At 73.7% G+C, this 23,754-nt stretch carries 22 protein-coding genes; 5 read left to right on the top strand and 17 right to left on the bottom strand.

The window, feature by feature from the left end; all coding sequences use genetic code 11:
• Window positions 1-115: 115 nt before the first annotated feature.
• Together cobF and IAG43_RS24425 are read left to right on the top strand one after the other, a co-directional pair.
• On the top strand, window positions 116-967 hold the full coding sequence (cobF, locus tag IAG43_RS24430) for a precorrin-6A synthase (deacetylating) (protein WP_187742835.1): 852 nt from the start codon (window positions 116-118) through the stop codon (window positions 965-967).
• 249 nt (window positions 968-1,216) lie between these two features.
• Window positions 1,217-1,432: a DUF6243 family protein gene (locus IAG43_RS24425; protein WP_187742834.1), complete on the top strand. Its 216-nt coding sequence runs from the start codon at window positions 1,217-1,219 to the stop codon at window positions 1,430-1,432.
• Window positions 1,433-1,525: 93 nt separating this feature from the next.
• Here IAG43_RS24425 and IAG43_RS24420 read toward each other — a convergent pair whose 3' ends face one another.
• Window positions 1,526-2,899 (bottom strand): endonuclease domain-containing protein, encoded by a 1,374-nt coding sequence (locus tag IAG43_RS24420; RefSeq protein ID WP_187742833.1) that lies wholly within the window; start codon window positions 2,897-2,899, stop codon window positions 1,526-1,528.
• 298 nt (window positions 2,900-3,197) lie between these two features.
• Between IAG43_RS24420 and IAG43_RS24415 the strand changes: the two genes are divergently transcribed.
• Window positions 3,198-4,391, top strand: coding sequence for an MFS transporter (locus IAG43_RS24415; protein WP_187742832.1), 1,194 nt, complete (start codon window positions 3,198-3,200; stop codon window positions 4,389-4,391).
• Window positions 4,392-4,453: 62 nt separating this feature from the next.
• Here the strand turns inward: IAG43_RS24415 and IAG43_RS24410 are convergent, their stop codons facing one another.
• Complete coding sequence (locus IAG43_RS24410; protein ID WP_187742831.1) at window positions 4,454-5,509, bottom strand: Lrp/AsnC family transcriptional regulator; 1,056 nt, start codon at window positions 5,507-5,509, stop codon at window positions 4,454-4,456.
• Between the two features lie 96 nt (window positions 5,510-5,605).
• Between IAG43_RS24410 and IAG43_RS24405 the strand changes: the two genes are divergently transcribed.
• Entirely contained in the window at window positions 5,606-6,844 is a 1,239-nt protein-coding gene (locus IAG43_RS24405) for a metal-dependent hydrolase family protein (protein ID WP_187742830.1), read from the top strand.
• Window positions 6,841-8,427 carry an AbgT family transporter gene (locus IAG43_RS24400; RefSeq protein ID WP_187742829.1) on the top strand — a complete coding sequence of 529 codons (1,587 nt, stop codon included), beginning with the start codon at window positions 6,841-6,843 and terminating at the stop codon, window positions 8,425-8,427. The genes IAG43_RS24405 and IAG43_RS24400 overlap by 4 nt, the downstream gene beginning before the upstream one ends.
• A gap of 153 nt (window positions 8,428-8,580) precedes the next feature.
• Here the strand turns inward: IAG43_RS24400 and IAG43_RS24395 are convergent, their stop codons facing one another.
• From IAG43_RS24395 to IAG43_RS24325, 15 genes are all read right to left on the bottom strand, one after another.
• On the bottom strand, window positions 8,581-9,510 hold the full coding sequence (locus IAG43_RS24395) for a LysR substrate-binding domain-containing protein (protein WP_187742828.1): 930 nt from the start codon (window positions 9,508-9,510) through the stop codon (window positions 8,581-8,583).
• Between the two features lie 36 nt (window positions 9,511-9,546).
• Window positions 9,547-10,533: a DMT family transporter gene (locus IAG43_RS24390; protein ID WP_187742827.1), complete on the bottom strand. Its 987-nt coding sequence runs from the start codon at window positions 10,531-10,533 to the stop codon at window positions 9,547-9,549.
• A gap of 338 nt (window positions 10,534-10,871) precedes the next feature.
• Window positions 10,872-12,611 carry a CocE/NonD family hydrolase gene (locus tag IAG43_RS24385; RefSeq protein WP_187742826.1) on the bottom strand — a complete coding sequence of 580 codons (1,740 nt, stop codon included), beginning with the start codon at window positions 12,609-12,611 and terminating at the stop codon, window positions 10,872-10,874.
• Between the two features lie 16 nt (window positions 12,612-12,627).
• Window positions 12,628-13,569, bottom strand: coding sequence for an MBL fold metallo-hydrolase (locus IAG43_RS24380; RefSeq protein WP_187742825.1), 942 nt, complete (start codon window positions 13,567-13,569; stop codon window positions 12,628-12,630).
• On the bottom strand, window positions 13,566-14,513 hold the full coding sequence (locus tag IAG43_RS24375) for an alpha/beta hydrolase (protein WP_187742824.1): 948 nt from the start codon (window positions 14,511-14,513) through the stop codon (window positions 13,566-13,568). Before IAG43_RS24375 ends, IAG43_RS24380 begins: the two co-directional genes overlap by 4 nt.
• 4 nt (window positions 14,514-14,517) lie before the next feature.
• Complete coding sequence (locus tag IAG43_RS24370) at window positions 14,518-15,633, bottom strand: FAD-dependent oxidoreductase (RefSeq protein ID WP_187742823.1); 1,116 nt, start codon at window positions 15,631-15,633, stop codon at window positions 14,518-14,520.
• A 12-nt stretch (window positions 15,634-15,645) separates the two neighbouring features.
• The gene (locus IAG43_RS24365) at window positions 15,646-16,602 is read right to left on the bottom strand and encodes a phosphotriesterase family protein (RefSeq protein WP_187742822.1); all 957 of its coding nucleotides are present in this window, start codon (window positions 16,600-16,602) and stop codon (window positions 15,646-15,648) included.
• 51 nt (window positions 16,603-16,653) lie between these two features.
• Window positions 16,654-17,628 (bottom strand): phosphotriesterase family protein, encoded by a 975-nt coding sequence (locus tag IAG43_RS24360; protein ID WP_187742821.1) that lies wholly within the window; start codon window positions 17,626-17,628, stop codon window positions 16,654-16,656.
• 903 nt (window positions 17,629-18,531) lie between these two features.
• Window positions 18,532-19,140 (bottom strand): TetR/AcrR family transcriptional regulator, encoded by a 609-nt coding sequence (locus IAG43_RS24355; protein WP_187742820.1) that lies wholly within the window; start codon window positions 19,138-19,140, stop codon window positions 18,532-18,534.
• Between the two features lie 139 nt (window positions 19,141-19,279).
• Window positions 19,280-19,942, bottom strand: a complete 663-nt coding sequence (locus tag IAG43_RS24350; RefSeq protein WP_187742819.1) for a 3-oxoacid CoA-transferase subunit B — start codon at window positions 19,940-19,942, stop codon at window positions 19,280-19,282.
• On the bottom strand, window positions 19,942-20,634 hold the full coding sequence (locus IAG43_RS24345; protein WP_187742818.1) for a 3-oxoacid CoA-transferase subunit A: 693 nt from the start codon (window positions 20,632-20,634) through the stop codon (window positions 19,942-19,944). The genes IAG43_RS24350 and IAG43_RS24345 overlap by 1 nt, the downstream gene beginning before the upstream one ends.
• Window positions 20,631-21,017 (bottom strand): thiolase family protein, encoded by a 387-nt coding sequence (locus IAG43_RS24340; protein WP_187742817.1) that lies wholly within the window; start codon window positions 21,015-21,017, stop codon window positions 20,631-20,633. Before IAG43_RS24340 ends, IAG43_RS24345 begins: the two co-directional genes overlap by 4 nt.
• Complete coding sequence (locus tag IAG43_RS24335; RefSeq protein ID WP_187744615.1) at window positions 21,014-22,267, bottom strand: FAD-dependent monooxygenase; 1,254 nt, start codon at window positions 22,265-22,267, stop codon at window positions 21,014-21,016. Before IAG43_RS24335 ends, IAG43_RS24340 begins: the two co-directional genes overlap by 4 nt.
• Window positions 22,268-22,293: 26 nt before the next feature.
• Window positions 22,294-22,929, bottom strand: a complete 636-nt coding sequence (locus IAG43_RS24330) for a maleylpyruvate isomerase N-terminal domain-containing protein (RefSeq protein ID WP_187742816.1) — start codon at window positions 22,927-22,929, stop codon at window positions 22,294-22,296.
• Window positions 22,926-23,753, bottom strand: coding sequence for a fumarylacetoacetate hydrolase family protein (locus tag IAG43_RS24325; protein WP_187742815.1), 828 nt, complete (start codon window positions 23,751-23,753; stop codon window positions 22,926-22,928). The genes IAG43_RS24330 and IAG43_RS24325 overlap by 4 nt, the downstream gene beginning before the upstream one ends.
• Window position 23,754: the final 1 nt, after the last annotated feature.

Genomic DNA, 23,754 nt, shown 5'->3' with positions numbered 1-23,754 from the left:
GCGCCCGTCGCCGCGGACCCGCGGACACCGCGCAAGCGGTCAGATTCGGAGAGAACCCCTATGCCCACCCACGATCCACAGCACTCGGACGACACGGTCAAGGAGCACCACGACATTGGACGGCAGGACCCGGCACCTCGCGGTCATCGGCATCGGATCCGGCGACCCCGACCACCTGACCCTCGGGGCTGTGAAGGCCCTCCGCGCGACCGACGTCTTCTTCATCCTCGACAAGGGCCGCGAGAAGGACTCCCTCGTCCGGCTCCGGCGGGACATGCTGGACGAGCACGTCACCGGTCCCTTTCGCGTCGTCGAAGCGGACGACCCGTGGCGCGACCGCTCCCAGGACCGGCCGTCCGCCTACACGCAGGCAGTCCACGACTGGCGCAGGCGGCGCGCCGACGTCTGCGAGCGGCTGATCCTCGACGAGCTGGCGCCCGGTGAACGCGGAGCATTCCTCGTGTGGGGCGACCCCTCGCTGTACGACAGCACCCTGGCCGTCCTGGAGGACATCACGGCCCGTGGGAACGTGGCGTTCAGCTACGAGGTGATCCCGGGGATCAGCAGTGTCTCCGCACTCGCGGCGCGCCATCGCATCAGCCTCAACCGGGTCGGCAGGCCCCTGCACATCACGCCGGGACGACGGCTCCTGGGGACGCTCGAATCCGTCGGCAACGAGGACAGCGACATCGTCGTGATGCTCGACGCGCACGAGTCCTTCCAGCACTTCGACGCCGACGGGACCTGGATCCACTGGGGCGCCTACATCGGCACCCCCGACGAGATCCTGATCGCCGGGCCGCTGGGAGAGGTGGCCGACGACATCCGGCGGGCACGCGCGAAGGCACGGGCCGCGCACGGCTGGATCATGGACACCTATCTGCTGAGACCCCGCTCCGACCACACGGCGGCGCCGGGCGCGCAACCGTCCGGCCGCGGAAGCCACGGCGGTGAGCCCCCGTCGTGAGGCGGGTGATCCGGACCCGTCGCCGGTGCGCCCCGCACCGCCACCGCGCCCCGGCCGGGGCGGCCCGCACCTTCCCATCGGGCTGCTGACGGGCCGGCGCGCCCAGCCGGCGCGACGGGGTAACGTCATGGCCGTACGTCCTCCGCACGCCGACCGGCGACGGGAGGGCGTGACGGCCCCGGCTACGCCGCCCGTCCCCTCCCCCACCGGGGATCCGCAGTCCACTTCACACCCCTGCCGGGAGAACCCGTGACCGACAGCAAGAACATCAACAACCCCGTGGGCCAGGGCGGCGGCCAGCGCAAGAGGCAGTCCCGCGCCGAACGGCAGAACAACGGTCCGCACCGCAACCTCGACCGCCGGAACGCGGCCGACCAGAAGGCCGAGCTGGTGCGGAAGATGCGCGAGAAGGCACGCGCGGCCGAGGCCGCCGAGCAGGCGGGCGACGACGCCGCGGAGAGCTGACGCACCACCGCCGGCAGGCCGGCACCGCACGGGGCAGGGCCCGGACCGCACCACAGCGGTCCGGGCCCTGCCCGTACGCGGGAGGTCTCCGGCTCAGAACAGTCCCAGGCCCTCGCCGCCGGGGTCCGCGACGACCGGCCGGGGCCGTTCGGGGAGGCCGTCCACCCGGTCGGGGCCTGCCGCGGCGGCGACGGCCGGGGCGGTCTCGGCCAGCCAGCCGCGGAACCGCTCGGCGGCCTCGCGGTACGGCACCCGCGCCAGCACACGGTGTTCCCCGGCGGGGCAGAAGTCGACGGCGACGGTGAACAGGCAGGTGCGGGGCGTGTTCTGACTGCCCGTCCAGGACACCCGCAGGTCTCCGCAGGGCTCGCGTCCGCGCGCGGCCCGGTGGGTCGGGCGCAGTGACCGGCAGGCTATGAACGCGGTCCACGCGGCGAGGTGCGGCAACGGCAGCACGGTGCGTGCGCGGCAGCCGGTGCAGCGGTGCCAGTGGCGGAGCCAGTCGCCGGCGCCGGTCCCGAAGAGGCGCGTGTAGCGGTTCGCCACGCGGACGTCGTCGGCGTACAGATGGTCGGGGCGCTCCCGGGTGTTGCAGGACTGGCAGACGGGGGCGCGGACGTAGCCGTGCTCGTGGCAGTGGTCGAGGACGGTGGCGGGCGCCTCCCGGCAGACGGCGCACAGCCACTCGGCGACCTGCCGGGAGATGCCGGGCTTCCTGCTGAGCACCGAGTACGGCCGGCCCTCGAACTCCCTGCCGTAGGGGCGCGGTGGGGCGGTGGGCGCCTCGGGGGCCGCCCGCCGGTCCCCGGCCTCTCCGGGGGACGGGGCGGGGGCCGGTGCGGGGATCTGTGCGGTGCTACGGGCGGTGCTCCGGGCGGCGGAGGGCTGCCCGGCAGCGGCTGCTCCCGCCCCGCCGGGCCGCGCGGCTCGCAGCCACCCCGTCTCGGCGTGCTCGGCCGCGTCGAGCAGCCTCACGACCGTGCGTGGCAGCCACCACGTCCGGGCCCCGTCACGGGTGCGCTCCACGAGCACCTGCCGCCAGTCGACCCCCGCCAGATGGCAGGGCCGCTCGGCCCCGTGCCGGGGCCCGCCCCGCTCACGCAGCTCCTCCGCGACGCGCCGCCGCCAGCGCAGCGCCGTCCCACCGTCGCGCTCCGGCTCCGGCGCCTCACGGAACGGACCGACACGGACCAGGTCCCGCCGGTCCATCCCCACCGCGTTCAGTTCAGCGGCCGCCAGCCGCACCTCCCGCTCCGGGACGCCCCACCGCCCGCCGCCCACCGCGACCGTCGTCACCACCCGGCTCCCGAGCAGGACGTACCCGGTCCGGGCGGACGCGGGCGGCCGGGTGACCGCCCCGGAAACGGTCGGGACGTCACCGCCGGCGGTCAGCGCGGCCCACAGCGCGTCCGCGGCGTCCAGGGTGATCGGACCGTCCGCCCGGCCGGTCACGGCAAGCTCCGTCATGCCGACAAGCTAACGGCGCGGGCGCCGGGGCCGCGACCAGGTCCCGCGGGACCGTCGTCGCCGTGGTGGCGGATCGCCGCGCCGGACCCGGCACGGCGGCGCAGGGGCGGGGCGCGGCGCGGCGCGGCGCGCGAGGAGACGGTGACGGCGACGGCAACGGCGGCGACGACGACGACGAGGGTGACGACGGAACGTCCGGGCGGCGAGAGCGACGGCCGGTCCCCGCCTTCCCGGCCGGGACCGGCCGTCGCCTACCGTGTGCGTGCCCACCGGACATCTCGGAGCAGGGGGACCCCTGGTGAACGTCGGACTGCAGCGGAGCGCGATCGCGGCCGTGCAGGTGCTCGGCCTGGCCGTGTGGTTCTCCATGTCGGCCGTGGTCCCCGGCCTGCGCGACGAGTGGGGGCTGACGGACGGCGGGGCCGTGTGGCTGACCGCCTCCGTGCAGTTCGGTTTCGTCGCCGGAGCACTCGCCTCGACCGCCCTGAACCTGGCGGACCGGGTCCCCGCACCGCGTCTGCTCGCCGCCGGCGCCTCGGGGGCCGCCGCCTGCACCGTGCTGCTGGCCGTGTCCGTCGACCGGGTCTCCCTGGCCGTCCCGCTGCGCCTGCTGACCGGGGTCTTCCTGGCCGCGGTCTATCCCGTGGGCATGAAGCTCATGGCCTCCTGGGCGGGGCGTGCCGGGCGGGGCCTGACCATGGGCGTCCTCATCGCCGCGCTGACCCTCGGCTCCACCCTCCCCCACCTCATCGCCGGGCTGGGCTCCCTGCCCTGGCGCGGTGTCCTCCTCACGGCGGCGGGCGCGGGCTTCCTCGCTGCGGTGATCGCCCTGCTCCTCGTCCGGCCCGGCCCGCACGCGGCACCGGCCGCGCCCGTCCGCAACCCGCGCTATGCGCTCACCATGTTCACCGAACGCGGGCCGCGCCTCGCCAACCTCGGCTACTTCGGGCACATGTGGGAGCTGTACGCCCTGTGGACCTGGATCCCCGCCTTCCTCCTGGCCACCGGGCGCGCCGACGAACTGCCCGTCCCGGTCGGGACCGCCGTGTTCCTCACCATGGGAATCGGCGGCGTGATCGGCTGCCTGCTCGGCGGCCGCTGCGCCGACCGGTACGGCCGTCCGCCCGCAGCCCTCGCGGCACTCCTGGTCAGCGGTGCGTGCTGCCTGCTCTCCCCTCTGCTGTTCCACGCCCCGCCCACGCTCCTGCTGGCCTTCTGCACGGTGTGGGGCGCGGCCGTGATCGCGGACTCCGGCGTCTTCTCGACGGCGCTCAGCGAGGTCGCCGACCAGCGGTACATCGGCACCGCCCTCACCGCCCAGACCGCGATCGGCTTCGCCCTCACCGTCGTCACCATCCAGCTGACTCCCCTGCTGGCCGACGCCGCGGGCTGGCGTCACGCCTTCCTGCTGCTCGCTCCCGGCCCGCTCGCCGGCGCCGTGGCGATGCGCGCCCTCGGCCGCCGGACCGCCTCGCTCACGACGCCCGCGTAGCGGCATGCCCCGCTCCCACGGCTCCGGGGCCCACGAAGAGGGCAGCCGGTTCCCGCCTCGCGTCACGTCGTCTGTGGACCGGCCGAGTTCAGCGGGACCGCGCCGACGCTGTGGCCACGCCGGTCCAGGAGCCGGCCCGCGTGCTTGAGGGTGCGCAGCACCACCGCCCGTTCGGTGATCCGCAGGCCGAGCTGCGCGAGACGGCTGTTGAGGAGGGCCTCCGTGGTGTGGACCTCGGTCAGCGAGCGGACCCAGATGTCCAGGATCAGGTTGTGGGTGCCCGCGGTGATGCTGCACATGCGCAGCCCCGGCAGGGTGCGCAGCGCCTGCACGGCGGCGTCCAGGTTCTCGGCCGGTACGGCCCCGAAGTACACGGCGGAGACCGGGAACTCGGTGAGCGGGCGGGCCAGGGTGCAGCGCAGGGAGAGCCGTCCGCCCGAGAGCAGTGCCCGGAGCCTGCGCCGCACGGTGGGGGTGCTCACCCCGGTGGCCCGCGCCAGCTCCGTCAGCGGCATCCGGCCGTCCGTGCCGAGCGCCTGGGCGATCCGGCGGTCCAGCGGGCGGATGGGCTCGTCCGGGGCCGTGCCGGCGTCGCCGTGGTCGGGCCGCAGCAGAGCGCGCTGGCCGGGGGTGAGGCTCCGCAGCCGCCACTGGGCGCCCTCGACGGGGACGGCGGTGATGACGTGGATGCGGGTGCCGCGGACGCCGGGGAGCCGGGAGACGCGCTCGCCGGTGTACCGGGCGAGGTCGTCGAACGAGGAGGCGCCGACGATGGCGAGCAGGTCGCGGCCGCCCGACGTCTGCTTCAGGCTCAGCATCCGCCGGTCCGCGGCCAGCGCGGTGAGGACGTCCTCCGGCAGGTGCCCGCCGGTGTCGATCTCGACTTGCGCGTAGACGGAGCCCTCGTCGCGGTCGAGGGCCAGGTAGCCGTCGACCCACGCGGCGCCCGTGCGCGAGAGCCGGTCCCAGCGGCGGGCGGCGGTCACGGGGTCGACCCCGAGGGCCTTGCCCACCAGGGACCAGGGTGCGCGGGGGTTGATCTGGAGCGCGTGCACGAGCGCCAGGTCGAGTTCGTCGGGGCCGGCGTGAGCCTCCCCGGAGGTTTCCGAATGCTGCATGGGCCAGGTGACCGGAATCCTGCGCCAGAGGCGTTTCGACGACGGTTTCCTGCGATTTTACGCATCCGTCATCGCGGATCGCGACGGTGTTCGCCCATGAGTCACGAACAGCCTTTCTCCCTGGTCATCACCGGCGCCCGCCTGGTCGACGGCACCGGCGCCGCCCCCGTCGAGGACGCCACGCTCGTCGTCGGCGGCGACGGCCTCGTCGTCCACGCGGGTCCCGGCGACCGGGCGCCCGCCGGCCCGGCGGCCCGCACCGTGGACGCCGGCGGGCGCACCCTGCTGCCGGGTTTCATCGACACGCATGTGCATCTGGGCGTGGAGTCCGCGCGGCAGATGGTCCGGCGTTTCGAGCAGGACTCCACGGTCGAGGTCTTCCGCACCGCCGAGCGGCTGCGCGCCACGCTGCACGCCGGTGTGACCACCGTCCGTGACCTGGGCGGGCTTCCCGCCGGATACCGCACGGCCGTCGAACGGGGCCTCACCGAGGGCCCCCGGATCCACACGGCCGTCCGCATCCTCAGCCACACCGGCGGCCACGCCGACTTCACCTCCGAGTGCGGCTTCGACCCCAGCTCCGGCATGGGGGAGATCGCCGACACCCCGGACGAGGTGCGGCTCGCGGTGCGGAGGCTGCTGCGCTCGGGCGCCGACGTCATCAAGGTCTGCGCCACCGGCGGCATGAGCAGCCCCTACGACCAGCCCGACGACGAGGGCCTCACGGAGGAGGAGATCCGCACGGTCGTCGAGGAGGTGGCCCGTCACGGGGGCCGTCCCGTCGCCGCCCACGCCCAGGGCACCGCGGGCATCCTCAACGCCATCCGCGGCGGCGTCACCAGCGTCGAGCACGGCTACGGAATGACCGCCCGGGCGCGCGAACTGGCAGGCGAGCGGGGCACCTTCGTCGTACCGACCCTCTCGACCGTGTTCGACGGCATCGACAAGGCCACGATGGAGCCGCACCACTACGAGAAGAAGGTGCGCTGGTCGTCGATCACCAAGGAGAACATCTCGGCGGCGATCGCGGAGGGCGTGCGGATCGCCATGGGCACCGACGCTGCGATGGTGCCGCACGGGCGGAACCTGCGCGAGCTGACGCACCTCGTCGCCCTCGGCATGACCCCGCTCCAGGCGATCACCGCGGGCACCCGCACCGCCGCCGAACTCCTCGGTCTGGACGGCGAGACCGGCACCCTCGAACCGGGCAAGCGCGCCGACCTGGTGCTGTGCGAGGGCGACCCGCTCGCCGACATCGCGCTGCTCGCCGACCCCGCCAACGTCGTCCTCGTCGCGCAGGCGGGCGAGATCCGCAAGAACGGACTGGGCGCATGAGCGTCCAGGCGCCGGCCGGCACGCGGCACGGCTTCGTCGACAAGGCCATGTCCGGGATCGAGCGGGTCGGCAACCGGCTGCCGCATCCGGTGCTGCTCTTCCTGGGGCTGTTCGTCGTCGTGGGCGCGGTGTCCACCGCCCTCGCCGCGACCGGGGCGACGGTGCGCATCCCCGGCGAGGACGAGACGGTCGCGGTGAAGGGGGTGTTCACCGGGGACGGAGTGGTGTGGCTCCTGGAGAACTTCATCCCCAACTTCACGGGCTTCCCGTCGCTGGGCACCGTCCTGCTGATGATGGCGGCCGTCGGCGTCGCCGAGCGGAGCGGGCTGCTGGAGACCGTCGTACGGGCCTCCATCGCACGGGCTCCCCGCGCGCTCCTGCCGTACCTGGTCGCGTTCGTCTCCGCGCAGGCGCACCTGATGAGCGACGTGGCGATCCTGGTGATCCCGCCGCTGGCCGCCCTGGTGTTCAAGAACGCGGGGCGCAATCCGGTCGCCGGCCTCATCGGCGGCTTCGCGTGCGTGTGCGCCGGGTACGCGGCGGGGTTCACCATCGGCGCCCTGGACGCGCTCTACACCGGCATCACGCACCAGGCCGCCCAGGTGCTGCCGCAGGGTGCCGACGCCCCCACGCACATCCTGATCAACTACTTCTACACGGCCGCGGCCAGTGTCGTGCTCGCCGCCATCGGCGGCTTCCTCATCTCGCGCGTCCTGGAGCCCCGCCTCCCGCAGCCCGAGGAGGCGCCGGCCACTCCGGCCACTCCGGCCACTCCCACCACTCCGGAGGACGACGGCGGACCGGTGGTGACCACCGAGGTCACCCCGCTCCAGCGCACCGGGATGCGCCGCGCGGGTCTCGCGGTCCTCGCCTACGCCGCGGTCGTCGTCACCTGCTGGCTGCTGCCCGGCTCCCCGCTGCGCGGCGAGGGCGGCGCACTGGTGCCCTCGCCGGTGCTGAGCGGCGTCGTACCGCTGCTGTTCGTGGCGTTCCTACTGGCCGGTGCCGTGTACGGCCGTACCGTGAAGACAGTCGTCCGTTTCGAGGACGTGCCCCGGATGATGGCCGAGGCGATCACCGGGATGTCCGCGTACATCGTGCTGATCCTCGTGATCGCCCAGGTGATCGGCGTCTTCGACTGGACCAACCTCGGGACGCTGCTCGCGGTCGAGGGCGCGGCCCTGCTGGAGTCGGTCGGCCTGACCGGATACCTGGGTCTGCTCGCCTTCGTGCTGCTGGTGTGCCTGCTCAACCTGTTCATCACCTCGGGCTCGGCGCTGTGGTCGCTGGTCGCGCCCGTGTTCGTCCCCGCGTTCATGCTGCTCGGCATGGAACCGGCGGTCACCCAGGCCGCGTTCCGCATCGGCGACTCGGCCACCCAGATGATCACCCCGCTCAACCCGTACGTGTTCCTCCTCCTGACGGTTCTGCGGAGGTACGAACCCGGGGCGCAACTGGGTTCGCTGCTCTCCCGGCTGGCGGTGTTCGTCGTGCCCTTCCTGGTGGCCTGGCTGGCGGTGCTCGGCGTCTTCTACGGCCTGGACCTCCCCCTCGGTCCGGGGGCGTCGATCCGCACGCCCTGAGCCGCCGCCCCCGCGCACGCCCGGCCGACACGGACCGGGCTCCCCGCCCGGGGCGTCCGCGCCCGCACCCCGAGGGGTGCGGGCGCGGAACGGCGAGGGGGCGTCGCGTGCCGGAGGTGCCGCCGTCCGGGGCCGGCCGCCCCCGCCGGGCGGTCACCTCGTCGAGGCGGTGGCGGCCGCCTGCCTCAGCAGGGCGCTCAGCGTGTGCACGTCCGGTCTGCGGGCGGTGCCGGTGCGGATGACCGTGAAGACCGTACGGGTGACCGGGGCGGTGAGCGGGTGCACGCTGATGCCCTGCTGTTCGCCGATCGCCAGCCGGGGGACGAGCGCGACGCCCGCCCCGGCCGCCACGAGCGACAGCAGCACCGAGAAGTCGCTGCTGCGGACGCGGATCTCGGGGACGAAGCCCGCGACCCCGCAGGTCCGCTGGATCATCTGGTAGCAGGAGCTCTCCGGTCCCGGTGTCAGCCACGCCTCGCCCGCCAGCCGGGTCAGGTCCGCCGGCTGCCCCGGCTCGAGTTCCATGCGCCGCGCCTGAGCGGCCGGCAGGCAGAGCAGGACCGGATCCTCCAGAAGCACCTCCTGCCGGCTGTTGTCGGGGAAGTTGCGCGGCAGCACGGAGTAGCTGTGCGCCAGGACCACGTCGACCTGACGTCTCTTCAAGGCCTCCATGGCGGGGTCGGGCTCCTGCTCGACCAGGTGCACGGTGAGCGTGCGGGCCTGCTGGTCCGTCTGCTCGGCGAGCAGCCGGTAGACCTCGGGAAACAGCGTCCGCGCGGCGGAGGCGAACGCGGCCACCCGGATCAGCCCGTGGCGCCCTCCCTTGAGCGCCTGAAGGTCCGACTCCGCGGCCGCCAGGTCGGCCAGGATCACCTCCGCGTGCGCCACGAGGAGCTCCCCCGCGGGCGTCAGACGCAAGGTTCGCCCGCTCTTCTCGACGACGGGCACTCCGGCTTCGCGCTCCAGGACGGACAACTGCTGCGACACCGCCGGCGCTGTCAGGTGGAGGACGTCGGCCGTGGCGGCGACCGTCCCGTAGGTGGCCAGGTGGTGCAGGATCCTCAGACGGCGGACGTCGAGCATGATCTTCCCTTCCCGGGGTCTGGTCGGCTCCGAGCATCATCCGTGCGGCGCACCGGACGGGCGCCGCACGGCAGGCTGGAGGAAGCGGACGGGCCGGTCCGCGTCCGGTCGGGCGGCCGGCTCCGCGGCGCGGGCACCCGGCTCCGGGCCCGGGCCTGCCGCCCCGCGGCGGTTGATCAGCACCACTCCGGCCACGGCCACGGCGCCGCCGAGCAGTTCGAGCGGGTGCGGGGTCTCGCCCAGCCAGACGAACGACACCAGCAGTGCCACGGGCGGCACCAGGTACAGGGCGCCGGTGGAGGCCGCCACGGACGACCGGGCGACGGCGTAGCCCCAGATGACGAAGCCGAGTGCGGAGGGCAGCAGGCCCAGGAAGACCGCGGCCCACAGGGCGCCGGCCGGGGCGTCCGCGACCGCCCCGACCGTCCCGGGCAGGAGCGGCAGCGCGAAGACGGTTCCCGCGACCATGGCGTAGGTGGCCAGCTCCAGGCCGCTGCGGTGCCGCAGCAGCGGCTTGCCGGCGAAGTGGTACACACCCTGGACGAGGGCGGCCGCCAGCACGGCGAGGGAGGCGAGGCTGAAGCCGGCGAACCCCTCGGCCAGGGTGACCAGCGCGGTCCCGCCGAGGGCGACGGCGCTTCCGGCGACGACGTTGCGGGTCAGCCGCTCGGAGAGGAAGACGGCGGCGAGCAGGACGCTGAACACCGGGGCGACGGAGATCAGCAGGCTGGCGGTGCCCGCCTCGACGTGCACCTCCCCCCAGTTGAGCAGGATCTGATAGGCGGTCATCCCGCTCAGCCCGCACAGGGCGACGAGGGGAAGGTCTCGCCTCCGGGGCAGGCGGACGCCGGCGAACGGGGCGATGACCAGCAGGGCGACCGCCGCGACGGCGAGCCGGAGGAAGGACAGGGCGGCCGGGCCGAGCCCTTCGACGGCGACCCGGATGGCAGGGAAGGCGGAGGCCCACAGCACGACGGTGCCCGCCAGGGCGAGGAGGCGCGGGGAGGTGGAGTAGCGGTTCACCCCATCAACGTGCCACCCTCCACAGAAAAGGACAATTTACTCTTTCCTGCGCAACACCATAGCCTTCCTTACGGATGAGCAGGCACCCCCGGTAGCGGACCGCGCCCGGGGCGCCGGCGCCCCGGAGACTAGGCCTTGTCTGACAAATCCCGCCTGGCGCGCGACGCCCGGCACGCACCCTCGCTGCGTTGTCGGAGTCATCCGAGTACACCCAGTACGAGGATGATCCTCCGCCTTGCGATCGCACGCACCGGACGCCGCGCGCCCCGCCCTCCGGGCGGACGGCGCCATTTGTCAGACAAGGCCTGGGCCACTGCCCGCCGCCCGGGCGCTGTCCGCTACCGGCTCGCGTCCCCCGCCCCCGTCGTCGTGAACGGCAGCACCAGACGGGAAGGATGCTCCGCGTCCCGGTAGATCTTGTGGGTGACGGGACGGCCCACCGGCAGATGGAAGGCGTCGGGCGGCAGCAGCGCGTTGTGCTCGTCGGCCAACGGCTCGTCGTTGGACAGCTCCGCGACCAGCCGGTGACCCGGCAGGAAGGTCGCCGCGAACGGGTAGACCCGCAGCACGTACTCCTCGATCCTCCCCGGCTCGACCGGCACCGCCCGGGTGTGCGGGTGGTACGGGTCTCCCTCGGTGGTGCGCTCCTCGTCCAGCTCGCGGTGCGACGCCTTGAGATAGGCGGTCGTGACCAACTGCCGCCTGCCGCCCGGGGCTTCGTCCCACAGGCGCAGGATGAAGTTGGTGTCGGGCTGGTCGATCTCGGCGAACAGGTGCGCCGCGCCCTGCCCGATCATCTCGGTGGGCTCGGTGAACGGCTCGGTGGACCAGCTGAGGATCTGCACCGTGTCGGTGACGGTCAGCGGCGCCTGGTAGAAGCCGTCGGGGGCGGCGTGCTCGGCGCCCATCGGCTCGGGCTCGAAGGACAGCCTGTGCCGGGGGCGCAGGTGGAGCGCGCGGTGTTCGACGTCCTTCGGCGGCCACTGGGCGCCGGTGACGTACTGCCGGGAGCCCTCGACGTGCACGGTGACGGCCGGCTCGTCCATGATCCCGTTGTCGATGCCCTTCAGCCAGTACGCGTACCAGCGGAACATCTTGTCGTGCTCCTCGACGAAGGGCCGTGACTGCATGGGCGGGTACGGGCCGATGTCGAGCTTCTTGGGGCCCTTCAGCGCCTTGTACAGCTCGATGGTGCCGTCCGTCGTCCAGCCGCGGCCCTGGTCGATCTGGAGCCAGACCGGGATGTCGATGCCCGGCGCGAGGGTGATCGGGTTGCGCTCCTCGTACCACTCGCCGTCGAGCTCGTTCATCACGATGTCGAACCACGCCTCGTGGTTCCCGGGGTAGTTGAGGACATGGACCAGGTTGGGCCAGGCGGCCACGTCCGGGTCGGCCAGGCGTTCGGCGACGCGCTTCGCGATCTCCTCGGGTGAGTACGTCTCCAGCATGCGGGACCTGACCCGGTCGGTGAAGGCCCAGCCGGAGTCGCCGCCGCGGCCCTCGCGGGCGGCACGCGGCATGAACCACATGACGCCGCCGTGGTACGTCGTCTCGTAGAAGTCGTAGTGGCCGCCGCTGGCGAAGATCGCCTTGAGGGACGGCGGGCGCTCGGCGGCGGCCAGTACCTGCATCGAGCCGAAGTAGGAGATGCCGATCATGCCGACGTTGCCGTCGCACCAGGGCTGGGCCGCGACCCACTCGATGACGTCGTGGGCGTCCTGGCCCAGCGGGACACCGCCGGCGTTGTAGTTGCCGATGTGCTCGCCCTCGGAGGCTCCGGAGCCCCGCAGGTCGCCGATGACGTGGACGTACCCCTCCTCGACGACGCGCGCGATGTCGCCGGCCTCGATGCAGCCGTCCCACATGGGGCTGGGCCGGCGCTGCGGCGGGGTGGTCAGAGCGAGGGCCTGGAGCTCCTTGCCGTACGGGCTCAGGGCCACGAGCGCGGGCCGGGGGATGTCGTCGACGCCGCTGTAGGTGTCGGCCGCGAGGGTCACACCGTCGCGCATCGGGACACGGAGGTCCTTGCGGACGGCGATGCTCCGTGCGCCCGCGCGGATGGTCCGGGGGTCGGTCATGAGGGGGTGCTCCTGGTCACGGGTTCTGGTTGCGCGGGCGGTAGCCGTGCATCGAGGTGAAGAACGGCGACGGCTCAAGCGCCGGGTCGCCGGTGTAGCCCAGTTCCTCGGCGGCGGGGGCGAACGGCGAGTACGGGGAGTCCGTCCGCCGCAGGCCCGCGGCCAGGCATCGGCGGGCGGCCGCGGCGACCTGCTCCTCGATGTCCAGACTCCGGGTGACGGCCTCCCGGGCCTGCGTCTCGTCGAGTTCGACGCCGTACGGGGTGCCGTCGGCGCTGCGGTAGGGGTGCCCCAGGTAGAGGCGGCGCGGGCGGACCTCGTCGCGCAGGTGCTCCAGGCTCGCGCGGTAGGCCGCGGGGTCCGTGTAGCCGGGGAAGCCGTTGGCGGCGCCGTGCACCTGGACGGCGTCGCCGGTGAAGACGGAGCGCTGCCCGTCCACGACGTACGCGACGGAGCCCGGGGTGTGGCCGGGGACCGCGTGGACCGACACGGTGACGCCGCCGCCGAGGGAGAGCGTCTCGCCGCCCCTCACCAGCAGGGAGGGCTCCATCTCGCCGGAGATGACGGCGTTCGCGGCTGCCGTCACCCTCGCCTCGCCGCCGGGGTCGTCCAGGTACCGGCCCCGGCCGGCGAGGTACTCCTCGACGTGCGCGCGGCGCGAGCGGAGCATCGGCGCGTCGGCCTCGTGGATCACGACCCGGGCGCGGCGTCCGGTGAGTTCCCACAGGGCGTGGGCGCCGCCGACGTGGTCGATGTGACCGTGCGTCAGCAGGATCCACCGCACGTCCTCGATGCGGCGTCCGGCGGCCCGGAGCGCGGGGGCCATGCCTTCGGCGGGCGAGGAGGCGATGCCGGTGTCGACGATCGCCGGTTCGGGCGCGTCGATGAAGAAGCTGTACAGCCCGAACCGGCCCCACGGCGAGACCAGGGGGTGGACGGCGACCGGGTCGTGCGTCATGGTGTCCCCTCCCCGCCCGTCCGGCGCCGGCCGAGGAAGGCGGCGGTCTCCTCGAAGACCCGGTGGTACTCCGGGATCCACGAGAAGTGCTGGACGAAGCCGTGGCCCGCGCCCGCGTACCGGCTGACCGTCGCCGGGACGCCTGCGTCGCGCAGCCGGGCGCCGTAGAGCTCGCCCTCGTCGCGCATCGGGTCGTGTTCGGCGGTGACGACCAGGGCCGGCGGCAGGCCGGTGAGGTCGGCCCGCTTGACGGGCGACACGAGCGGGTCGGCGGGATCGGCGCCGCTGTCGAGGTAGAACGCGTTGAACGGCTTCAGTCCGGCGGTCTCCAGACCGTAGCCGACGGCGTTCTCCCGCAGCGACGGGTAGCGGTCGGCGTCGAAGTCCAGGTCGAGCGACGGGTAGTAGAGGATCTGGTGGGTGATCCGGTCGAAGCCGTCGTCATGGGCGCGGGCGGCGACGGCCGCGGCGAGGGTGCCGCCGGAGCTGTCGCCGGCGACGGCCAGGGTCGTGCCGTCCCAGTCCAGTCCGCTGCCGTCCCCCGCCGCCCAGCGCACGACCGCGCAGCAGTCGTCGAGGCCGGCCGGGAAGGCCGCCTCGGGTGCCAGGCGGTAGCCGGCGGAGACGACCTTGAGGCCGGTCTCCTTCGCCAGCGAGCGGGCGACGTGGTCATGGGTGTCGAGGCTGCCGAGGAAGAAGGCGCCGCCGTGGAAGTACACGAGGAGGCCGTGGCGTTCGGACTCGGCGGGTGTGTAGACGCGGACCGGTACGCCGCCGGCGGGCGTCATGGCCGTCATGTCCTCGACGGCGTGCAGCGGCAGGCGCTCCCCGGGCGGGGCGACGTGCGCCTCGTCGGCGGCGCGCAGGGCGGCGGGGTCGAGCGGGCCCTCGGGCGGGGCCGGCCGGGTGGCGAGGAACGCGGCGATCTCGGGGTGCAGCGTCACGGGGTCACTCCTGTCCTTCGGCGGCAGGCCGCTGGCCGGGGAAGACCTCGTGGATCTCCTCCTCGGTCCAGCCCTGGCGCGAGATGCGCTGCAGTTCGTCGGTCACCGGCTTGCGGGTGGCCTGGTAGAGGGCGAGCGCCTCCTTCACGGAGCCGGCCCGCTTCAGGGCGTCGGCGAGCGCGCCGCCGTCCTCGATGGCCGAGTTGGCGCCCTGGCCCTGGTGGTGGAGCATCGAGTGGGCGGCGTCGCCGACCAGGACGACGGAGTCCGTGTGCCAGGTGTCGACGGGGTCGATGTCGTAGACCGCGCGGATGTTCACGGTGTCCATGTCGAGGTCGCGGGTGATGGCCACCAGCCGCTCGTCGAAGCCCTCGACCGTCTTGAGCAGGTCCTCCTTGGTGACCCGCGGCGCCCAGGTGCCGTCCGGGTCGAGGGCCGTGATATCGAAGGACACCTGGCCGCGGTGGCGCAGCGGCAGCAGGTAGACCTTGGTGCCGCGGCCGATGTACATGCGCAGGTTGTCGTCGGTGACCATGCCGTGGGCGGCGTCGGTGGAGATCACCGTGCGGTAGGCGTGCTCGCCGGAGAACACCGGGGGCTTGCGGCTGAACAGCTGCCGGCGGACGACCGACTTGATGCCGTCGGCGCCGACGACCAGGTCCGCCTCGGCGGTGGTGCCGTCGGCGAAGGTGAGGACGGCGCCGTCCCCGCCCCTGTCCTCGACGCCCTCCAGTCTGCGGCCGAGGTGCACCATGCCCTCGGGGAGCGCGCCCAGGAGGGCGTCGATGAAGTCGCCGCGGTGGATCAGGTGGGTGTGGACCTGGTCGCCGTCGGCGGGCCACGCCTCCTTCATGAGGGGGTCGCCGGTGGCGGTGAGGATCTCGAAGCGGTCGCTGGGCGAGCTGACGCCGGCGACGGCGTCGAAGATGCCCCACTCGCGGAAGCGGTTCATGGTGGCGGGGCGCAGGCCGATGCCGGCGCCGACCTCGTGGATCCGGGCGGCCTGCTCGTAGACGTCCACCCTGGCGCCCAGGAGGCTGAGCGCCTTGGCGGCGGCGGCACCGCCGTACCCGGCTCCGACGACGGCGATCGTGAGTTTCTCGAGGTCCGAGGGCTGCATCGTGGATTCTCTCTATTTCTGGAGGGTCAGGAAGGCGGCAGGGTTGTCGACGAAGAGGGTCCTGATCGCCGTGTCGTCGAGGCCGGCGGAGCGCAGGTCCGGGATCAGGTCCTCGAAGAGGTAGTTGACGGTGTGCCCCTTGACGCCGGGCCAGCCGAGCGGGGAGCAGTTGGCGTCGGCGGAGGCGAGGACCTGGTGGATCCGGCGGCCGCCGTCGACGAAGCGCAGGAAGTGGTCGAGGCGTTCCTTGCGGGGGCGGGCCCAGAACGGCGGGTCGGGCAGTTCGGTCTCGTAGCCGAAGGTGTCGAAGCCGATGCGGCCACCCTGCTCGGCGATCCACACGTCGCGCGTCCGGTCGGCGTTGACACCGTCGTCGACGTGCCCGAACAGGACGCGGTGCAGGGGCAGTTGCTCCTCCTCGAAGATCGCGACGGCGTTCTCGGCGTCGATCGCGAGGTGGGTGAGGACGGGGGCGCCCGTGGCGAGGGCGGCGCGGGCGGCGGCCCGGTAGATCCGCTTGTCCAGGCCGGTCATCCGGCCGCCCCGGCTCACACCGACCTTGATGACGCCGGCGAGGCTGCCGGTGTCGCCGATGCCGACGGTGATCTCGTGGACGAACTGCCGCGTCAGGTAGTCGACATCGGCGTTCGCGAAGTGCGGCAGGGCGGTGTCGCCGCCGACGAAGCCGGTGCAGGCGACGATGTGCACGCCGGTCTTCGCGGACAGCGACTTGTAGTGGTCGACGTCGCGGCCGTTGCAGATCCCGGTGGCGTCGACGAAGGTGCCGCCGCCCAGCTCGTGGAACCGGCGCAGCTTGGGGACGGTCTCCTCGTACCGCTCCTCGGGCGTCTTCCACCACCTGGTGTCCAGTTCGGAGCCGGGCATGCCGTACCCGATGTGCTCGTGGACGGCGACGAATCCCAGCTCCTCGGCCGGGACGGGACCCAGGACCGTGTTCACTCTCGACACAACACACTCACCTTCGGGAAAGAGACTTGATGGCCGTATCCGCCGGGGCGCTCAGCGCACCGACAGCAGGTCCCGCGGGTTGTCCACGAGAATCCGCCGTACGTCGTCCGCGCCGAGGCCCCGGGCCTCGAGGAGCGGGACGAAGCCGGTCAGGACGTGGCTGTACGGCAGGTCGTTGCCCGGGTGGCCCTTGGCGACGCCGGTGGCGCCGGCCGACAGCAGCACCCGGCCGACGAGACCGGCCTCGGCCAGCTCCAGCACGAGGGCGACGCGTTCGGCGTCCGTCACGTGGTCCTCGTCCCGCGTGCCCACGCGGTCGAGCGCGACGTACGCGCCGCGGCGGGCGACCTCCAGGGGCGCTCCGGCGGCGACGGCGTCCCTGCGGTCCAGTCCGCCGACGACGACCCGGTCGGCGGGCAGCTTCTCGTCCAGGACCAGACCGAGGTCGTGCGGGGCGTCCTTGCCGTAGCGGAGGGAGACGGGGACGCCGGTGGCGAGCGCGGCGCGGGCCGCACCGCGGAACAGGCTCTCGTCGGTCGCGGTCATGCCGGTGCGGGTGGCCGCGGTGGCGACCAGGCCGGCGGCGCCGCGCCGCTCGACACGCGGGACGACCATGCCCTCGGTGATCTCCCTGGTGAAGAGGTCGGCGAACTTCTCGGCCGGCCACGGCGTCGGCGGGTTGGTCTGCGGGGTGAGGAAGTAGCCGCCGAGCAGCTCCTCCGGGCCCTGGCCCGTCGAGGCGACGATGTGCACGCCGGTGGCGCGGGAGAGGGTCTCGTACAGCCGGACGTCCCGGCCGTGGAACATGCCGGTGCTGTCGACGATCGTGCCGCCGCCGTGCGCCCTGAAGTCCCTCAGGCGGGCGGCGAGGGTCTCGAAGATCTCGGCGCGGTCGATGGTGATGTCGTGGGCGTGCTCGGCGCCCGGCACCACCGACAGCAGCGCTTCGTGGACCGAGACGACGCCCAGCTCCGCGGCCGGCACGGGGCCGAGGACGGTGTTGACGGTGGTGCTCTCGACGCTCATGCGCATGCCTCACATCTCCGGCGCGGGGTGCCCACGCACCCTGTGGCTGCCATCACGGTAGCCATTCGCTTTACATGCCGTCAATGAAACGAACACCACGAAAAAACAATTGCCCGCTGGTTGCGCGAGCATGACTGAACGCCTTGCGCGGGACCGGAAGGAGAGGGGAAGGCGCCCGGCAGGCGCCGGGGAGCGAGAGCGGCGCCGGACGTCCGGCGCGGGCCGGAAGGCGTCCGGAAGCGGGCGGGACGAGGGCCGCGAAAGGCCGGGGAGAGGTCCGCGGACGGCCGGACGGGGACACCGCAGACGCGCCGGACCGGGACACGGCGGAGGCACCGGACGCACCGCGGGTGTCCACGCGCGGGTCGTCCGCTGTTCGGCGCGGGACCTGCCCGGCGTGCACGGCCGGGCAGGTCCCGCGCGGGGCATCGGGCAGCCCGTCCCCGCCTCCGCGAGGCGGGGACGGGCACCCCGCCGGGGCGAGGGCTGTCACGGCGGAGGCCGCCGGGGCGGGACCGCCGGTACACACGCGTCGCGCGGCCCGCCGGATCGCCGAGAACCGCTGGACGAGGCCCGCGCCGCCGGTCGGCCGTCCCGGCCCGCATGGGCCGGGGCCGCCGCATCACGGTGGACCGGATCACGCGCGGCGTCACGGTGGAGAGGACCGGGACCCCCGCGGGGCACGTTCCCGTTCCGCGCCGTCGGCTGCGACCCGCGGCACGACGGGAATCCGGACACGTGCGCCCTCGGGTACCGTCCGGTCGGCCACCGCCGCTCCGGGACGGCGCGGTGGAGCTCCGACGTCGGACGCCTGGCGCCGGAAGGCGGTCGTAGGCGGGCCGCGGGCGCCAGAGGTCAGGGGTACGGGCCGCGGGCGCCGGAGGCGGGGCGCCCGGAAGCCGGTCAGGTCAGCAGGCGCACCCAGCTGTCGGCCAGCTCTTCCAGCATCTGGTCGCGGGTGAGCTTCCAGTCGGAGTCGTCCCCGTGCTGGGCCACGTAGTCGAGCTGGGACATGGCGAGCACCCCCCGGAAGTGCCGCTGGTGGGGTGCGAACCGGCCGGCCGCGGTGAGGCCGTCCTCGATGTCGCCGACGGCCTCCTCCAGCCAGCGTTCCACCAGGTCGGGCAGGTCGGGGTCGACGACCGCGGCGTCCCGGCCGATGCGGATGATCGGGCGGATCTCGGACCAGCTCTCGGCGGTCCGGCGCAGCCAGGCCGTGATCGCCTCCGGTGTCCCTTCGGCGACGGTCGCCACCAGGTCCCGGGCGGTGGAGCCGTGCTCGGGCGAACGGACGCGCCGCAGCACCTCGTTGAGCTGCTCGTCGATGAGCGCCCGCATCAGCTCGCTGCGGGACGGGAAGTACGCGTAGAAGGTGACGCGCGTGGTGCCCGCGGCGGTGGCGATGTCGTCCACCGTGGTGGCGGCGTACCCCTTCGCCGTGAAGAGCCGCAGTCCCGACTCCAGCAGCAGACGACGGGTCAGCTGCTTCTGCGCCTCACGAAGGTTCGCCATGCCGGAGATCCTAACCCCGCCCCGGCACGGCGAACGCTCGGCTTACGTGCAGACCGCACTCACGACACCGCGTAAACCACCAGCCCGGTCAGCCCTCCGAACCCGCCGGCACCCGCCGCCCTGTCAGCCCGCAAGCCCGTCACCCCGTCAGCTCGACGGCCAGGCGCTCCCGCAGCGCGGCGACGGAGATGCCGTACGTCTCCCGCACGCGGACGCCGTCCGGGCCGACGGCGAAGACGCCGTGGTCGGTGTAGACGCGGTGGACGCAGCGGGGTCCGGTGAGGGGGTAGGTGCACGCGGGCACCAGCTTGGGCGCACCGTCCCGGGTGAACAGCTTCATCATCACGAACACCTGCCGGGCCCCCACGGCGAGGTCCATGGCGCCGCCGACGGCGGGGATCGCGTCGGGTTCGCCGGTGTGCCAGTTGGCGAGGTCCCCGTACCGGGAGACCTGGAAGGCGCCGAGGACGCACACGTCCAGGTGCCCGCCGCGCATCATCGCGAAGGAGTCGGCGTGGTGGAAGTAGGCGGCTCCGGGCAGCTCGGTCACGGGCACCTTGCCGGCGTTGGTGAGGTCGGGGTCGATCTCGTCGCCGGTGGCGGCCGGGCCCATGCCGAGCATGCCGTTCTCGGTGTGCAGCACGACCCCGGCGTCCCACGGCAGGTGCTCCGCGATCCGGGTCGGCTGCCCGATGCCGAGGTTTACGTAGGAGCCGGCCGGGATGTCGCGGGCGATGCGGGCGGCGAGTTCGTCGGTGGTGAGCGGGGGCCGGTCGGCCCGCTCCACGGCGGCGGTCCTCATCAGCGGGCTCCTTCCACGGTCAGGCGGCGGGCATCGGCCCGCACCAGGCGGTCGACGTAGATGCCCGGGGTGACCACGGTCTCCGGGTCGATCCCGCCGGCGGTCACGATCTCGGTCACCTGGGCGACGACGGTACGGGCGGCGGTGGCCATGACGGGGCCGAAGTTCCGGGCGGTCCTGCGGTACACCAGGTTCCCCGCGGTGTCCGCGCGGTGCGCCGCGATCAGCGCCAGGTCGCCCTTCAGGGGGAACTCCAGGACGTGCGCCCGTCCGTCGATCTCCCGGGTCTCCTTGCCCTCGGCCAGGGGTGTGCCGGCGCCGACCGGACTGTAGAAGGCGCCGATGCCGGCCCCGGCGGCCCGCATCCGCTCGGCGAGCGTGCCCTGGGGCACGACCTCCAGCTCGACCCGGCCGGCCCGGTAGAGGGCGTCGAAGACATGGGAGTCGCTCTGCCGGGGGAAGGAGCAGATCACCTTGCGCACCCGGCCCGCCCCGAGCAGCGCGGCCAGGCCGACGTCACCGTTGCCCGCGTTGTTGGAGACGATCGTCAGGTCCCCGGCGCCCTGCCGGATGAGGGCGTCGATCAGGTCGAACGGCATTCCGGCCAGGCCGAATCCGCCCACCAGGACCGTGGCGCCGTCCGCGACGCCGGCGACGGCCTCGTCGGTCGTGGCGGCGATGGTCGTGGTCATCGTGGGCCCTCCTCTGTCGTCGCGCTCTCCCGTACGACGGCGAGGGCCCGGCCCGCGCCGGGGATGCGGGAGGCCGTGACCGCCGCGTCGCGGCCCGAGCCGCACAGCCGGCCGGCCGTCGCCGCGGGCACGCTCACCGGCAGTCCGGCCGGCAGCGCCGCCGCCCGGCCGTCGTCGCCACTGTCGTCGCCATTCTCCTCGCCGGCGCCCTCGAAGTCGCCCCGCACCACGTCGCCGGCGGCGGAGCGGTGCGGGTCCGGGGCCTTGCCGGGGAGGCCGGTCGGCGCGGTCGCGGCGAGGTCGTCGGAGCGCACCCCGGGGAGAACGCCGCCGAACCGGCCGCACGGGGTGCGGACAGCCGCGGGGAGGCGGGCGCCGTTCATGCCGCGCCTCCGGCCAGGGCCGCCCCGCCGACGGCCGCCGAGTCCAGCGGGACGGGCGTGAACATGTCCGGTTCCTGGTCCGGCGTCAGGGCGGTCGGCCCGTACAGCCAGTCGGTGAAGGAGTAGTCGTAGGTGTCGCGGGCGCGCAGCAGGGCGTTGCGCTGCTCTCGGGCGAGTCCGTCGAGGTGCCACAGCTCGCCCCAGGCACGGGAGGTGGTCTGCACGCGCCGGCAGTGTTCGGCCCGGACGGCCTCGTAGGCGGCGAGTGCGGCGGTCCAGTCGACGGTGCCGTCCCCGGCGCGGTGCAGGCCGACGTGCTCGCCGAGCACCCAGCCGTCCTCCACGGCCATGACGGCGCCCTGCGCGATGTACTGCAGCGGCGGGTGCGCGGAGTCGCCGAGCAGGGCGATCCGGCCGTGCACCCAGCGGGAGATCGGGTTCCGGTCGAACATCCGCCACCACTTGCCCCGCCACATGAAGGGGAGTCCTTCGCGGACGGCGTCGCAGGTGCCGGCGAAGGCCGCGTCGAGCTCGTCGGGGGTGCCCCAGTCGTCCTGGCCGGCGAGCGCCTTGGGCGACTCGAAGACGGCGACCTGGTTCAGCATCTCGCCGCCGCGCAGCCCGTAGTGGACGAAGTGGCAGTGGGGCCCGACGTACACGACGACCTCGCCGAGGTCTGTGTTCCGCACGCGTGGCTGCTCGGCGGGGACGGTGCCGCGGTAGGCGACGTACGCCGAGGAGACCGGCCGGTCGTCGACGAACAGTCCGCGGGCGGCCGAGTGCAGGCCGTCGGCGGCGATCACCATGCCGGCCTCGTGGGCGGCGCCGGAGGCGAGGGTCACGCGTGCGCCGCCGCCGGTGTTCTCGTACGAGGTCACCCGGGCGTCGTTGACGAGCTCGACCCCGGCGCGCCCGCAGGCCCGCAGCAGCAGGCCGTGCAGGTCGCTGCGGTGGACGACCAGGTAGGGGTAGCCGTACCTCTCCTCCAGGTGGCGCAGGTCGAGGCGGGTCAGCTCCGCGCCGTCGACGGCGTCCCGCATGACCATCGCGTCGGGGAGGACGCCGAGGCTCCTGGCCTCGTCGAGGAGGCCGTAGTCGTCGAGGATGCGGGTGCAGTTGGGGGCGAGCTGGATGCCGGCGCCGACCTCGCCGAAGGCGGGGGCGCTCTCCAGCAGCCGGACGGCCAGGCCCTGGCGGCTGAGCGAGAACGCGGCGCCGAGGCCGCCGAGGCCGCCGCCGACGACGATCACATCGGGGTGGGACATGGGTGACTCCTCTACAGCCAGGGGCCGAGTTCGGGGGCGCCGTCGAGCGTGTGGGGCCGGCCCGCCAGCCAGGCGGCGACCTCCGGAAGCTCCCCGTCCGGCAGCTCGGTCAGTCCGCGCTTCGCCGTGATCTCGGCGACGAGCGCGGTCAGGAAGCCCGTCGGCAGGTCGCCGAAGGTGACACTGCCGGTGCCGAGGTCGACGGCGTGGACGCAGACCTCACGGGCCCGCATCCACGGCAGTTCGGTGGCGGGGACGGTACGTCCCTGCGCGGTGACGACCCGGCGGCCCCACTGCGTCCCGGTGAGCCGGTCGAGTCCCGCTTCGAGCTCCCGCGCGGAGTCCGCCAGCCAGGACCGCAGTTCGCCGCCCGACCGGGCCGGGCCCTTCGCGATGCCGGCGGCGCGCTCCCCGGCGGAGGCGTACATGGGGGTCTCCTCGCCGGTGGCGGCCCAGTGCACCAGGTTGCCCAGCGCGTCGGCGTTGGCGGCGACGTGCGCCGCCAGGTGCTTGCGCGTCCAGTCCGGCAGCACGCTGGGGGCCGAGAACGCGTCCTCGTCCAGCGCGGCGACGGCGTCGAGCACGAGCCCGGTGCCGGTGCGCGCCCAGGCGCGGGCGTCGTCGAGGGTCCGTGCGGCGCCGGTCATCCCTCGACCACCCTGTTGGAGCAGGCGCCGATACCGGCGATCCGCGTGACGACTCTCTGGCCGGGCCGCAGGAACACCTTCGGGTCGCGGGCGTTGCCGACGCCGGCCGGAGTGCCGGTGGCGATGATGTCGCCGGGGTTCAGGGTGATGGCGGTGGAGATGTACCGCACCAGGAAGACCGGGTCGAACAGCAGCGTGCCGGTGTCGTCCCGCTGCATGACCTCCCCGTCGACGACCGTCGTCACCTCGAGCGCGGGGCGTACGCCGCCGACCTCGTCGGGGGTGACGACATACGGTCCGACCGGCGTGGTGGCCTCCCAGATCTTGCCCTGGGTCCACTCGACGGTGCGGAACTGCCAGTCGCGCAGCGAGATGTCGTTCATGACGGTGAAGCCGGCGATGGCGTCGGCGGCCTGCCGCTCGTCGGCGCGCCGGACCCGCTTGCCGATGACGACCGCCAGTTCGACCTCCCAGTCGAGGCTGTCGGTCTCGGCCGGCTCGGCGATGTCGTCGTTCGCGCCGATCAGGGTCTCGGCGAACTTGGGGAACAGGGTCGGGTGGCCGGGCAGCTCCCGTCCCATCTCCTTGATGTGGCCGGTGTAGTTGTGGCCGACGCAGACGATCTTGGAGGGGTTCGGGACGACCGGCGCGAAGTCGGCGCCCTCGACGGGGTGGGCGGTACCGGACGCGGCGGCGGCCTTGCCGCGCCAGTCGTCCTCGGCGAACAGCTCGCCGAGGTCGGCGTAGCCCAGGTCGACGAGGGTGTCGCCGTCGAGGCGGACCGCCCGGGTGCCGTCGGCGGTGCGGAGGGTGGCGAGTTTCATG

Source organism: Streptomyces genisteinicus (assembly GCF_014489615.1).
Taxonomy (GTDB): Bacteria; Actinomycetota; Actinomycetes; order Streptomycetales; family Streptomycetaceae; genus Streptomyces; species Streptomyces genisteinicus.
Note: the sequence above shows the minus strand (reverse complement) of the source record. Positions and strands in the feature narration are given on the sequence as shown.